This window comes from Yoonia sp. 72, assembly GCF_034652275.1.
Lineage (GTDB): Bacteria > Pseudomonadota > Alphaproteobacteria > Rhodobacterales > Rhodobacteraceae > Yoonia.
Genome location: NZ_JAXIWG010000001.1, coordinates 567745 through 580947 on the forward strand (window position 1 = coordinate 567745; position 13203 = coordinate 580947).

The 13203-nt window shown below is 62.8% G+C and carries 13 protein-coding genes; 11 read left to right on the forward strand and 2 right to left on the reverse strand.

The features are described from left to right. Window positions 1–109 precede the first annotated feature (109 nt). From VCK47_RS02950 to lexA, 7 genes are all read left to right on the forward strand, one after another. Window positions 110–691, forward strand: coding sequence for an aminodeoxychorismate/anthranilate synthase component II (locus tag VCK47_RS02950; protein ID WP_322889230.1), 582 nt, complete (start codon window positions 110–112; stop codon window positions 689–691). Further along, window positions 688–1701, forward strand: coding sequence for an anthranilate phosphoribosyltransferase (gene trpD / locus VCK47_RS02955; RefSeq protein WP_322889231.1), 1014 nt, complete (start codon window positions 688–690; stop codon window positions 1699–1701). The genes VCK47_RS02950 and trpD overlap by 4 nt, the downstream gene beginning before the upstream one ends. Next, a complete protein-coding gene (locus VCK47_RS02960; RefSeq protein WP_322889232.1) occupies window positions 1701–2342 on the forward strand; it encodes a uracil-DNA glycosylase in 642 nt (213 codons plus the stop codon). The genes trpD and VCK47_RS02960 overlap by 1 nt, the downstream gene beginning before the upstream one ends. After that, window positions 2339–3148, forward strand: coding sequence for an indole-3-glycerol phosphate synthase TrpC (gene trpC / locus VCK47_RS02965; protein WP_322889233.1), 810 nt, complete (start codon window positions 2339–2341; stop codon window positions 3146–3148). Before VCK47_RS02960 ends, trpC begins: the two co-directional genes overlap by 4 nt. Next, on the forward strand, window positions 3145–3621 hold the full coding sequence (gene moaC / locus VCK47_RS02970; RefSeq protein ID WP_322889234.1) for a cyclic pyranopterin monophosphate synthase MoaC: 477 nt from the start codon (window positions 3145–3147) through the stop codon (window positions 3619–3621). Before trpC ends, moaC begins: the two co-directional genes overlap by 4 nt. Continuing rightward, window positions 3618–4790: a gephyrin-like molybdotransferase Glp gene (gene glp / locus VCK47_RS02975; RefSeq protein ID WP_322889235.1), complete on the forward strand. Its 1173-nt coding sequence runs from the start codon at window positions 3618–3620 to the stop codon at window positions 4788–4790. The genes moaC and glp overlap by 4 nt, the downstream gene beginning before the upstream one ends. 112 nt (window positions 4791–4902) lie before the next feature. Continuing rightward, window positions 4903–5586 (forward strand): transcriptional repressor LexA, encoded by a 684-nt coding sequence (lexA, locus tag VCK47_RS02980; protein ID WP_322889236.1) that lies wholly within the window; start codon window positions 4903–4905, stop codon window positions 5584–5586. Here lexA and VCK47_RS02985 read toward each other — a convergent pair. Next, complete coding sequence (locus VCK47_RS02985; protein WP_416236660.1) at window positions 5580–7646, reverse strand: ComEC/Rec2 family competence protein; 2067 nt, start codon at window positions 7644–7646, stop codon at window positions 5580–5582. The two genes, lexA and VCK47_RS02985, sit on opposite strands and share 7 nt — an antisense overlap. Window positions 7647–7739: 93 nt before the next feature. On the opposite strand from VCK47_RS02985, the gene gltX reads away from it, so the two are divergent. The 4 genes from gltX (at window position 7740) to VCK47_RS03005 (ending at window position 12391) form a co-directional block, all read left to right on the forward strand. Continuing rightward, entirely contained in the window at window positions 7740–9140 is a 1401-nt protein-coding gene (gene gltX / locus VCK47_RS02990) for a glutamate--tRNA ligase (RefSeq protein WP_322889238.1), read from the forward strand. Window positions 9141–9231: 91 nt separating this feature from the next. Next, a complete protein-coding gene (locus VCK47_RS02995) occupies window positions 9232–10527 on the forward strand; it encodes a citrate synthase (protein ID WP_322889239.1) in 1296 nt (431 codons plus the stop codon). A 188-nt stretch (window positions 10528–10715) separates the two neighbouring features. After that, on the forward strand, window positions 10716–11678 hold the full coding sequence (locus VCK47_RS03000) for a sensor histidine kinase (RefSeq protein ID WP_322889240.1): 963 nt from the start codon (window positions 10716–10718) through the stop codon (window positions 11676–11678). A 206-nt stretch (window positions 11679–11884) separates the two neighbouring features. Then, the gene (locus VCK47_RS03005; protein WP_322889241.1) at window positions 11885–12391 is read left to right on the forward strand and encodes a DUF2087 domain-containing protein; all 507 of its coding nucleotides are present in this window, start codon (window positions 11885–11887) and stop codon (window positions 12389–12391) included. Here the strand turns inward: VCK47_RS03005 and VCK47_RS03010 are convergent. After that, a complete protein-coding gene (locus tag VCK47_RS03010; protein WP_322889242.1) occupies window positions 12376–13152 on the reverse strand; it encodes an enoyl-CoA hydratase-related protein in 777 nt (258 codons plus the stop codon). The genes VCK47_RS03005 and VCK47_RS03010 overlap by 16 nt on opposite strands. Between the last annotated feature and the right edge of the window lie 51 nt (window positions 13153–13203).

Below are 13203 nucleotides of genomic sequence, written 5' to 3' on the forward strand. Positions count from 1 at the left end.
GCCTTCGGCCTTGACGCGGCAATGCCCGTCGGCCCATGTATGGCCGTGCTTATACCGTCAGCTTTGCCCTCGGCGGTAGCCCCAAATTTCTTGTCCACGGGACTTATCCATGCTGCTTCTGATCGATAACTACGACAGCTTCACCTACAACCTCGTGCATTACTTGGGTGAATTAGGTGCTGATGTGGTCGTGCGCCGCAATGATGCGCTGGATGTGCAACAGGCGATGGCGATGAACCCGTCCGCCATCGTGCTGTCCCCCGGCCCCTGTGATCCCGCACAGGCGGGCATCTGCCTGCCGCTGGTCCATGCGGCCGCTGAAACCGGCATGCCGCTCTTGGGCGTCTGTCTAGGCCATCAGGCGATTGGCGAGGCGTTTGGCGGCAATGTCGTGCGCTGCCATGAGATCGTACATGGCAAGATGGGCCAGATGCGGCACACGGGTCAGGGCCTGTTCGCGGGCCTGCCCAGCCCCTTTGCCGCGACGCGCTATCATTCGCTGGTCGTGGACCGCGCCACCCTGCCCGATTGTCTGGAGATCACCGCCGATCTGGAGGATGGCACCATCATGGGCCTGCAGCACAGAACCCTGCCGATCCACGGCGTGCAGTTTCACCCTGAAAGCATCCGGTCCGAACATGGGCACGCCTTGCTGCGCAATTTCCTTGATCTGGCAAAGGTGCCCGCATGACCGAGGCGATGAAACCGCTGATCTATGCCGCCTCCGAAGGGCCGTTGTCGCGTGCGCAGGCCGAGGAGGCGTTCGGCTATCTGTTCGCGGGCGAGGCGACGCCTGCCCAGATCGGCGGCTTGCTGATGGCGCTGCGCGCACGCGGAGAGGCTGTGTCCGAATATGCCGCCGCCGCCGCCGTGATGCGCGCGCATTGTGTTCCTGTTAAAGCGCCAGAGGGAGCAATGGATATCGTCGGCACAGGCGGTGATGGCAAACATACGCTGAACATCTCGACCGCGACGGCCTTTGTCGTCGCGGGCGCGGGCGTGCCGGTGGCCAAACACGGCAACCGCAACCTGTCTTCGAAATCCGGCACGGCGGATGTTCAAGGCGCACTTGGCATCAACGTCAATGTCACGCCCGATGTGGTGGAACGCGCGATTGCCGAGGCGGGCATCGGGTTCATGATGGCGCCGCTGCATCATCCTGCGATGCGCCATGTCGGCCCCGTGCGGTTGCAACTTGGATGCAAAACGATCTTCAACATATTGGGACCATTGACGAATCCGGCAGGTGTGAAACGCCAGCTGACAGGGGCCTTTGCCATCGACCTGATTTTTCCGATGGCCGAAACCTTGCAACAGCTGGGCACCGAAAAGGCGTGGCTGGTCCACGGCGGCGATGGCACCGACGAGATCAGCATCAGCGGCCCGACCTCTGTTGCGGTGCTGGCGGATGGCAAGATCACCAGCCGCCAGATCCACCCCGAGGATGCAGGCCTGCCCGAACATGCCTTCCGCGACATCATCGGTGGCTCGCCGGAGGAGAACGCACAGGCGCTCCGTGCGCTGCTCGACGCTGCACCCGGTGCCTACCGCGACGCGGTGCTGTTCAATGCCGCCGCCGCCTTGGTCGTGGCGGACAAGGCTAGCACCCTGCCCGAAGGGGTGGAGATTGCCCGCGACAGCATCGACAGCGGCAAGGCCAAAGCTGCGCTGGCCGCATTGGTGCGCGTCACAAACGGGTGATGTTCGATCTTTCCCGCCTTGGCGATTGGCGCGACCTGCCGTTCTTTGCCGACGATCTGCCAAAGCTTGCGAACAGGATCGGCCGCGATGTCCTGCCGCCGCCCGCGCTGGCCTTTGCCGCGCTGGAACGCTGCCAGCCGGCTGCAATCAAGGTCGTGATCCTTGGACAAGACCCCTATCACACGCCCGACAAGGCCGACGGGCTGGCCTTTTCGATCAACCCCGCCTTTGCGGGCAATCTGGCAAGCCTTGGCAATATCTTCAAGGAAATACAAAGCGATACTGGCCAAAGCCGCAGCAAAACCAACCTGCATGACTGGGCCGATCAAGGCGTGCTGCTGCTGAACACGGCACTTAGCGTCGCACCCGGACAGGCGGGCGCACATAGCAAACTGGGCTGGGACGTGCTGGTGGGCCAAGTGCTGGCGCGACTTAACCCCGCCCCGCGTGCTTTCATCCTCTGGGGCGCGCAGGCGCAGAAATACGCAGGCCCGCTGGCCGCGCATCACCTGATCCTGACCTCCGCCCATCCGTCGCCCCTGTCAGCGCATCGGGGGTTTTTCGGGTCGCGCCCATTTTCAAAGGTGAACGACTGGCTTAAGGATCGGGGGGACATTCCAATCAACTGGGCGGACCCATGACCGACATCCTTGCCAAGATCAAAGACTACAAGCTGGCGGATGTGGCAGCGCGCAAAGCCGCCCTGCCCTTGGCCGAAGTCGAGGCACAGGCGCGCGCCGCCAGCCCCGTGCGCGGTTTCGCTGATGCGCTCGCCGATGCCAGCCGCGAAGGCTATGGCCTGATCGCCGAGATCAAGAAAGCCAGCCCCTCCAAAGGCCTGATCCGCGCCGATTTCGACCCTGCCGCCTTGGCACAAGCCTACGCACAAGGCGGCGCCACCTGCCTGTCGGTGCTGACGGACGCGCCGTCCTTTCAAGGCGACGACAGCTATCTGGTCGCCGCGCGCGACGCCTGCGCGCTGCCCGCTTTGCGCAAGGATTTCCTTTACGACCCATGGCAGGTCGCGGAATCCCGCGCCCTGGGCGCGGATTGCATCCTGATCATCATGGCCTCGGTCAGTGACGCGCAGGCGCAGGAACTGGAACAGGCCGCCATCGACTGGCAGATGGATGTGCTGATCGAGGTCCACGATCAGGCCGAACTTGAACGCGCGACGCTGCTGAAATCGCCGCTGATCGGGATCAACAACCGCAACCTCAAAACCTTCGAGGTGACGCTGGATACCACGCGCATCCTGTCCAAACGCGTGCCCGAAGACCGGCGCATCGTCTGCGAAAGCGGGCTGTTCACCCCCGAAGATCTGGCCGATATGGCCCGTTATGGTGCGCGTGCCTTCCTCATCGGCGAAAGCCTGATGCGGCAGGAGGATGTCGCCAGCGCCACCGCCCGCCTGCTGGCCAACCCCTCGACAGGGGCGATGCTGTGACGGGGCTCACCCATTTCGACGCGGACGGTCAGGCGCATATGGTCGATGTGTCGGACAAACCCGTCACCTCCCGGATCGCCGTGGCCGAGGCGCATGTCGTAATGACCGCGGCGACACTAGCGCTGATCACCGAAGGGCGCGCGAAAAAGGGCGACGTGCTGGGCATCGCGCGGATCGCGGGCATCATGGCGGCCAAGAAAACCGCCGATCTGATCCCGCTCTGCCACCCTTTGCCGATCACCAAGGTCAGCATCGACCTGACCCCTGACCCTGCCCTGCCCGGTGTGCGCATCAGCGCCACGGTCAAGACCAGCGGCCAGACCGGGGTCGAGATGGAAGCACTGACCGCGGCCAGCACCGCCGCCCTGACCGTCTATGACATGGTCAAGGCCGTGCAAAAGGACATGGTTATCGGCGGTTTGCGCGTCACACTGAAAGACGGCGGCAAATCGGGCCGGTTCGCGGCGCCATGATCACCGTCGAAGAGGCCCTGCGCGCCCTCTTCGCGCTTGTCACCCCGCTGCCGTCCGAAGAGGTGCCGCTGCGCCATGCCGCCCACCGCGTGCTGGCCCGCGATGTGACCGCCCGCCGCGACCAGCCGCCTTTTGAAGCCTCGGCCATGGATGGCTATGCGATCCATGCTGCCGATCACTGGCAGGGAGCGACGCTGACCGTGATCGGCGAATCCGCCGCCGGCCACGGCTGGCGGGGCACATTGGCGCAGGGTCAGGCTTTGCGCATCTTCACCGGCGCGCCGGTCCCGGACGGGGCCGGCCAAGTCGTGATTCAGGAAAACGTCACCCGCCACGGCGACCGGATCACGATCACCGATGCACAGGACAGCGGCAGCAACATCCGCCCCAAGGGGGGCGATTTCACGCAAGGCACGGCGATCACAGCGCCCCGCCGCCTGACGCCAACCGATATCGCCCTGCTCGCGGCGATGAACATCGCCCGTCTGCCTGTCACCCGCAAAACCGTCGTCGCGATCATCGCGACTGGTGACGAACTGGTCCAGCCCGGCGACAGCCCCGGCCCTGACCAGATCATCGCCTCCAACAGCTATGGCCTTGCCGCTCTGGTGGAGGCAGAGGGCGCGATCGCCCGCCTTCTCCCGATCGCGCGCGATACGGTGGCATCGCTGGAACAGACCTTTGCGCTGGCACAAGGCGCCGATCTGATCGTCACCATCGGCGGCGCCTCTGTGGGCGATCACGATCTGGTCGGACAGGTGGCGCAAAGCCTTGGCATGGACCGCAGTTTCTACAAGGTCGCGATGCGGCCCGGAAAGCCGCTGATGGCAGGCAGGCTCGGCAAGGCGGCGATGATCGGCCTGCCGGGAAATCCGGTCTCGGCCATGGTCTGCGGCCATGTTTTCCTGCTGCCCGTGATCCGCAAGATGCTGGGCCTTGGCGCGCATCCCGCACCGCTGCAAACCGCCACCCTTGCCCACGACATCGGCGCAAACGGCCCGCGCGCCCATTACATGCGCGCAAGCCTGACCGCCGCCGGTGTCACGATCTTTGACCGGCAGGACAGCAGCCTGCTGACCGTGCTGGCGCAGGCGAACTGCCTTGCCCTGCGCCCGCCACACGACCCCGCACGCAAGGCTGGCGAGAATGTGCAGGTCCTGCCGCTCTGACATCTTCTTTTTTCCAAAAATACTCCCGCGCGGCGCGCGTCAATCGCAAGGCGATTGACACAAAAGGGGAACATCGGTAGAACATAAGCAAAACCAGCCCAAGGATTTCGCTATGTTGACCAAAAAACAGCTCGACCTTCTGGCCTTCATCCACACGCGGGTGCAGCGCGACGGCGTGCCCCCCAGTTTCGACGAAATGAAAGAGGCGCTCGATCTGCGGTCGAAATCCGGCATCCACCGGCTGATCACGGCGCTGGAGGAACGCGGTTTCATCCGCAGGCTCGCGCATCGTGCCCGTGCGCTGGAAATCGTCAAACTGCCTGACAGTATGCTGGGCAGCGGGTTCCAGCCCCGCGTGATCGAGGGTGACAAACCCGCGCGCATACCCCCCGCCGCGATGATGGTCGAAGGGGGCTCCATGTCGCTGCCTGTGATGGGCCGCATCGCCGCCGGTGTCCCGATCGAGGCGATTTCCGAAGTCTCGCACCACGTCCATGTCCCGCAGAGCATGCTGGGCAAAGGCGAACATTACGCGCTCGAGGTCAAAGGCGATTCCATGATCGAGGCGGGGATCAACGACGGTGATGTCGTCGTGATCCGCGAAACATCGGTCGCCAACAACGGCGATATCGTTGTCGCTCTGGTCGAAGGGCAGGAAGCCACGCTCAAACGGTTCCGTCGCACCGGCAGCGCGATTGCGCTAGAGGCCGCGAACCCCGCCTATGAAACGCGCGTGTTCCGCGACGATCAGGTCAAGGTGCAGGGCCGTCTGGTCGGGCTGATCCGCACCTATTGACGCGATAGCATAACGACGTCATCGGGCGCACCGCTGCGCCCGTTCCACGGCCTGTTGCCGGCATGCGCCTTTGCCGTGTCGATGCGCAGATCGCCCGCCTCGGTCTGCCCCAGTGCCAGCGCGCCCGTATCGCGCAGCCGGACCATATCATAGACCAGACAGGGGCGCGGCACGTCATCCGCCTGATTGACAACCAGCACATCCGCGCCGCCACAGCCTTGCAAATCGGCCAGCGCGGTCTTGCCCGACACCTGCATGATGCGCCAGTCGCCCAAGCGGGCCGTTACAATGCGGCCTTCGCGCTGCAACCCTTCGCGCGCGGCGGCGATGTCTTGGGCGACAGGCGCGCCATCATTCTCGAGCCAGATCCCCGCCACGAAACTGCCGCCCGCGGGTTTCGACAGGCTGCGCCCTTCGGGCCCCATCAGGCCCATCAGCGCACCATCATCGGCGACCAGCAGATCTGGCCGCGTCCCCTGCTGCCAGATCACAAACGGCAGCACGGCCACCGCAAGCCCCGCAAACCGCGCCCGCCCCCGCCACAGGATCAGCCAGAGCAGCGCCAGCGTCAGCAGCGGCAGGACCGCATCGGGAGGCGCGATCACATGGCTGAGCGCGTTGGGTTGCGCGGCTGTCGTCTCGGCCACGAAGAGGATCCAGCGCAGCCCCGGTTCCATCAGCGCAAAACCGATCCATTCCAGCCCGATGGGCGCAAGACAGGCGGCCAGCACCGCCGCAGGCATGACGAGCACCCCCATCAAGGGTACGCTGACCAGATTGGCGATCAGCCCGTAATGCGACACAAGGTTGAAATGCGCCGCCGCATAGGGGGCCGTCGCCAGCCCCGCCACCAGCGAGGACATAAAGACCGACACCACGGGGCGCGTCCAGCGTGGCAATCGGTATAGATCGACGCCGCGCAAGGCCCGAAACACCGCCACAAGCGCGACCGTGGCCGAAAACGACATCTGGAACCCCGGTCCTGTCAGGGCATCGGGTTGCCAGACCAGCACGATGATCGCGGCAATGGCGACCGCCCGCAACGTCAACGCGCGCCGCCCCAAGAGCACCGCCACCAACATCACCGCCACCATGATAAAGGCCCGTTCGGTCGCCACATTCCCTCCCGACAAGGCCAGATAGAAGGCACCGACGATCAGCGCCGCGACAGCCGCGATCTTTTCCGTGGGCCAACGCAGGGCGACAAAAGGCACAAGGGCCAGCCCGTAGCGGACCACAGCAAAGACAAACCCCGTCAGAAGCCCCATATGCAGCCCTGAAATGGCCAAAAGATGCGCAAGGTTCGAGGCGCGCAGCGCATCCAGACTGGCCTGCCCCATGCCCGACCGATCGCCCGTCATGATCGCGGCGGCAAAGGCCCCCGGCTCTCCGGGGATTGCCTCCTGCACGGCGCGTGAAATGGCCATGCGCATTGCGAAAATCCGCATCATGGCATCGGGCACATCGGGCTGCGCCAGCCGCAGGACAGGTGTGCGGGTATAGCCGACCGCGCCCAACCCCAAAAACCACGCGTGGCGTTGAAAATCGAAACCGCCCGGTTCGGCAGGGCCTGCCGGGGGTGACAGATGGCCGGTCATGATCAGCACCTCGCCCGGGCGATAGTCGGTCAGCATCTGATCGCCATGGACCGATACGCGCACGCGGGCGGGTGTGCGGTCGGGTGCCATCCGTTCAAGCACCACGCGGTCCAGCGTCAGGCGCACAGCGTCACTGGCCGAGCGGTCGATATTGACCACGCGCCCTTCGATCGCACCGTAATAGCGGAATGTCAGCGCGGGGGCGGCGACCGCTTCGGTACGGTATTTGGCGACACCGGCCCCGATCAGCGCGATGATCAGCGCCAGAATGACAGGGCGCCAAGCGACACCGACAAAGCGAAAGGCCAACAGCAGCGCAAGAGCGACAGCCCCGCCTGCTACCAGCCCCGCTTGGGTGGGTTCCTGCATCTGTGCGAAATACCACCCGATCCCCAGCCCGAGACAAACCGGCACCCAGCACAACAGCCCCCCGCGCTGCGCCAAAAGCGCGTCTTCGACCAAGGCTCGCACTTGTTCTTCGTCCTTCGGCTGGCTATCCCCAAGGGGCACCGACAGATTATCCCAAAGTTGGTGAACGAAAGGTTAAAGCTCCTCATGTCCCGTCCCGTCGTCACACGTTTCGCCCCTTCGCCCACGGGTGCCCTGCATATCGGGGGCGCGCGCACGGCCCTTTTCAACTGGCTTTACGCGCGCGGGCGCGGCGGCAAATTCCTGCTGCGGATCGAGGATACCGACCGCGCGCGATCCACACCCGAAAACGCGCAGGCGATTTTGGACGGGCTGACATGGCTGGGGCTGGACTGGGATGGTGAGCCTGTCAGCCAGTTCGACAGCGCCGCGCGCCACGCACAGGTGGCGCATGAATTGCTGGCAGCGGGCAAGGCCTACAAGTGCTTCAGCACGCAGGACGAAATCGAGGCGTTCCGCGAAGAGGCCCGCGAACAGAAAACCTCGACGCTGTTCCGCTCGCCCTGGCGCGATGTGCCTGCGGCCGATCACCCCGACCTGCCTTTCGTCATCCGCATCAAGGCTGCGCGCGAAGGGACGACGACCCTGCATGACGAGGTGCAGGGCGATGTCACATGGTCGAACGACCAGCTTGACGACATGATCCTGCTACGCTCCGACGGCAGCCCTGTTTATATGCTGGCTGTGGTGGTCGACGATCACGACATGGGTGTGACCCATGTGATCCGCGGCGACGACCATCTGGCCAATGCCTTTCGCCAGAACCTGATCTATGAGGCAATGGGCTGGCCCAAGCCCGTGCTCGCGCATATCCCGCTGATCTATGGCCCTGATGGCAAAAAACTGTCCAAACGCCACGGCGCGACGGGGGCTGCGGAGTATCAGGCGCTGGGGTATCCGGCGGCGGGCATGCGCAATTATCTGGCCCGTCTGGGCTGGTCGCACGGTGACGCGGAATTCTTTACCGATGCGCAGGCGCGCGAGTGGTTCGATCTGGACGGGATCGGCAAATCACCGGCACGGTTCGACACGGCTAAGCTGGAACATCTGTGCGGCCAGCATATCGCTGTGGCCGAGGATGCTGCGCTGCTGCATGAATTGCAGGGCTACCTTGCGGCAACCGGCGCTGATCCGTTGAATGATACACAAAAAGACGGGCTACTGCGCGGCATGTACTGCCTGAAAGAACGTGCCAAGACCTTTCCAGAACTGATTGAAAAGGCGCATTTTATCCTGACCAGCCGCCCTATCGTCCCGGACGAGAAAGCCGCCGTGCAACTTACCGATGTATCCCGTGGTATACTGTCGGAATTGACGCCGCAGTTGCAAAATGCTAGCTGGACCAGAGATACTCTGGAAAGCATCGTCGCGACCACTGCCGAGGCACATGACACCAAGCTTGGCAAACTGGCGGGACCGCTGCGCGCAGCCTTGGCCGGGCGTTCGGTTTCCCCCAGCGTGTTCGATATGATGCTAGTTCTGGGGCAGTCCGAGACGATTGGCCGCCTGTCGGATGCCAGCGAATAAACCTGATCGTCACATGCTGTGATTATCCGGTAGTATGGAACAAGCACGCGCTGCGCGAATTGACGATGCGCCGCAGATGAGGGGAAGCACGATGGCTGAACAGACAGATACCGCGACACTGACGATCAAGGGCAAGTCCTACGACCTGCCGATCTATTCCCCGACCACCGGGCCGGATGTTCTCGACATCCGCAAGCTTTATGCGCAGGCCGATGTGTTCACCTATGACCCCGGTTTCACCTCGACCGCGGCCTGTGACAGCACGATCACCTTTATCGACGGCGACAAGGGCGAATTGCTGCACCGTGGCTATCCCATCGACCAACTGGCCAGCCAGTCGCACTATCTCGAAGTGTGCTATCTGCTGCTGTACGGCGAACTGCCGTCGGCGGCTGAACTGGAAAAGTTCGAATCCCTCGTGACCAATCACACGATGATCCACGAACAGATGCACAACTTTTTCCGCGGGTTCCGCCGCGATGCGCATCCGATGGCGACGATGGTGGGCGTGGTCGGCGCGATGTCGGCGTTCTACCACGACAGCACCGACATCAACGACGAACACCAGCGCGAGGTCGCATCCATCCGCCTGATCGCCAAGATGCCGACAATTGCTGCGATGGCCTATAAATATTCCATCGGCCAGCCTTTCGTCTATCCGCGCAACGATCTCGATTATGCGGCGAATTTCCTGCATATGTGCTTTGCCGTGCCTGCGGAAACCTATCATGTGAACCCGATCCTTGCCCGCGCGATGGACCGGATTTTCACGCTGCATGCCGATCACGAACAGAACGCATCCACCTCGACCGTGCGTCTGGCGTCGTCGTCGGGTGCGAACCCATTCGCCTGTATCGCTGCGGGCATCGCCTGCCTCTGGGGGCCTGCACATGGCGGGGCCAATCAGGCCTGTCTGGAAATGCTCAAGGAAATTGGCACGCCCGATCGCATCCCCGAATTCATCGCCCGCGCCAAGGACAAGAACGATCCTTACCGCCTGATGGGTTTCGGCCACCGCGTGTACAAGAACTTCGACCCCCGCGCGACCGTGATGAAACAGTCCGCGGACGAGGTGCTGGATCTGCTGGGCGTGGAAAACAACCCGATCCTGCAGGTCGCCAAGGAGTTGGAGCGTCAGGCACTGGCCGACCCCTATTTCGCCGAGAAAAAGCTGTTCCCCAACGTCGATTTCTATTCGGGCATCATCCTCGAAGCGATGGGTTTCCCGACCTCGATGTTCACGCCGATCTTTGCGCTGGCGCGCACCGTGGGCTGGATTTCGCAGTGGAAAGAACAGCTGGCCGATCCACAGCTGAAAATCGGCCGCCCACGGCAGCTTTATCTGGGCTCGACCGCCCGCGATTACGTCGATATCGAAAACCGCTAACCAAGCAAGGGCCGCCGCAAGCGGCCCTTTTGCTATCGCGCCTACAAGCCCGCGATCGATAGCAGACACCAGCCTGTATTAGCGTTTAACGCCGCCAAACTCTGTGCTGCGCAGTTTCCTCTTGTAATTGATCAAGAATGACCGCTGTAGTTCGACACAAATCGTTTTATCGCGGGTAAACCATTCAAATGTTGGACAAAGCTTCAGTATCTGCGGAAGCTTTGGCGCATGTGCTTGACCAAAGCATCGACTGCGTCAAACTTCTTGGGCTGGATGGCACATTGCGCTGGATGAACTCTAACGGGTTATGTGCGATGGAGATTGATGATTTCGCTTCTGTTGCAGGACAGCAATGGGGCAGCCTGTGGCCGGATAATATGCAAAAGCAGATTGCGGAATCGCTTGTTTCTGCAAGCGCAGGTCAGGATGTGAAATTTGACGCTTTTTGCCCGACTGCCAAAGGCACGCCGCGCTGGTGGTCTGTAACGGTGACCGCCGTTACAGGGATGGACGGGCAAGGTGCCGGATTTCTGTCAATTTCGCGCGACGTATCAGAGGCTGAAAACCAGCGCCGCGCACTGTCGATCGCCGCTGAAGAAATGCGCCACCGCTTGCGCAACACCTATGCGATGGTCGGCAGCCTGCTGAAGGGTTTTGCGCGCGGCAATGACGGCCACGAAGTATTCGCCCGCGACATGCAATCACGCCTGATCGCGCTGAGCGCCGCACAATCGCTATCCGCCACCGAAGACATGCCATGCGACGTTGCTGCGCTGTTACCGGCCCTGATTGATCCGTTTATCACGCCGCATTGCACGGTTTCGACCGACCGGATCGGTGACTTTTCCGTCCCACAAGGGCAGGCAGATGCCATTGCACTGGTGGTTGGGGAACTGGCGGTCAATTCAGCCAAACACGGCGCGCTGGCCAACGGCGGGTCAGTCGCGATCAGCGCGGAACTCGTGGACGGGCAGATCGTGATTGTCTGGACCGAACAATCCGCCATTGCTGTGACCGCAACGCACCGGTCGGGCGGTCAGGGACTTAACCTGATCACGCGCATTGTCGAAATCAGGCGTGGCACGGTTGACACAAACTGGCAGTCGCACGGGCCGACCGTCACGCTAACCTTCCCGCGCTACGACAACTGAGCCTGCCGCGCACGCATTTGGACTTGCCCGGTGCGCCGCTGGCGGGGTATCGTGGCCATGGTCATCAGTTCACCAAGGCGTCGCCGGTTCAAATGAACCTCGCTAAACCTGAGATTGGCACAACGATCCGCTGACCTTTCCAGCTGGACGACAAGGGCGACTATCGCACCCCGTTACGGGTCCGGCATCCAGACAAAGGCCAGATCATGCCACGCGATATTCATGCCATCACCATTGCCGACCTGTCGGCATTCACCAAGACGCTGCGCGCGGAACTGCTGCGTGCAGAGGCGATCCCCGGCCATGCCGCCATGCTGGGGATTGTCGCAAAGGCCGCAGGTTATGCCAATTTTCAGCATCTGAAAGCCGCGCCCAAACCCGCCACCTTCAAACCTTCGCGCCAGCTTGACCGCGCCTTGCGCGCATTCGACAGCGGCATCATGACCCGCTGGCCGCAGCAGACGGCAGTGCAGGGTCTGTGCCTCTGGGTGTTCTGGGCGCGCCTGCCCGCGCGGCAGGACCTGACCGAAAAGGACGTGAACGCGGTCCTGAAGGCCGGACATAGCTTTGGCGATCATGTCCTGCTACGCAGGTCGCTGATCGACCACCGGCTTGTTACGCGCACAATTGACGGCAAAACCTACCGGCGGATCGAACAGGCCCCACCGTCCGAGGCGCTGGCCCTGCTGTCAGCCGTTCAGCGCCCTTCGTAGACCGGCTTGCGCTTTTCGAGGAAAGCCACGACGCCTTCCTGAAAATCGCGGGTCTGGCCGCAGCGCCCTTGCAACCGCGCCTCCAGCGCAAGCTGTTCGTCGAGCGAGTTCTCGAATGATCCCCGGATCGCTTTTTTCAACTGCCGGTAAGCGACGGTCGGCCCTTGTGCCAGATGCGCGGCACGCGTCTCGATATGATCGGCAAAACCGGCGTCGGGCGCGGTTTCATAGATCATGCCCCAGTCGCTTGCTTGCTGTGCTGTGATCTTGTCGGCGAACAGGGCCGCCCCCATCGCCTTGGCCGCACCCACCTGACGCGGCAGCCAATAGGTGCCGCCCGCGTCGGGGATCAGCCCGATGCGGGTGAAAGCCTGCACGAAATAGGCGGATTCAGCAGCGATCACCACGTCGCAGGCCAGCGCAAGGTTGGCCCCCGCCCCTGCCGCAGGCCCGTTCACGGCGGCGATGGTCGGGATGCGGCAATCGAATATCGCCTTGAGCATCGGCACATATTCATCGCGCAAAGTACGTTCGAGGTCGAGCGAGGCCGCAGACCCGCCATCGCCAAGATCCTGCCCCGAACAGAACGACTTGCCCGCGCCGGTCATGACCAGCACGCGCGCATCCTTCTCGGCAGCTTTCACGGCATGGGCGATTTCGGCGCGCATCTGTGTGTTCAATGCGTTCATCACCGCCGGACGGTTCAGCGTCAGCGTGGCGACTGCATTGCGGATGGTAAGAGTGATGGCCTGATAATCCATTGCGCTGTTCCTGTGCGATTTGCCTGCCAGATTACGGAACCAAGTGGTTCA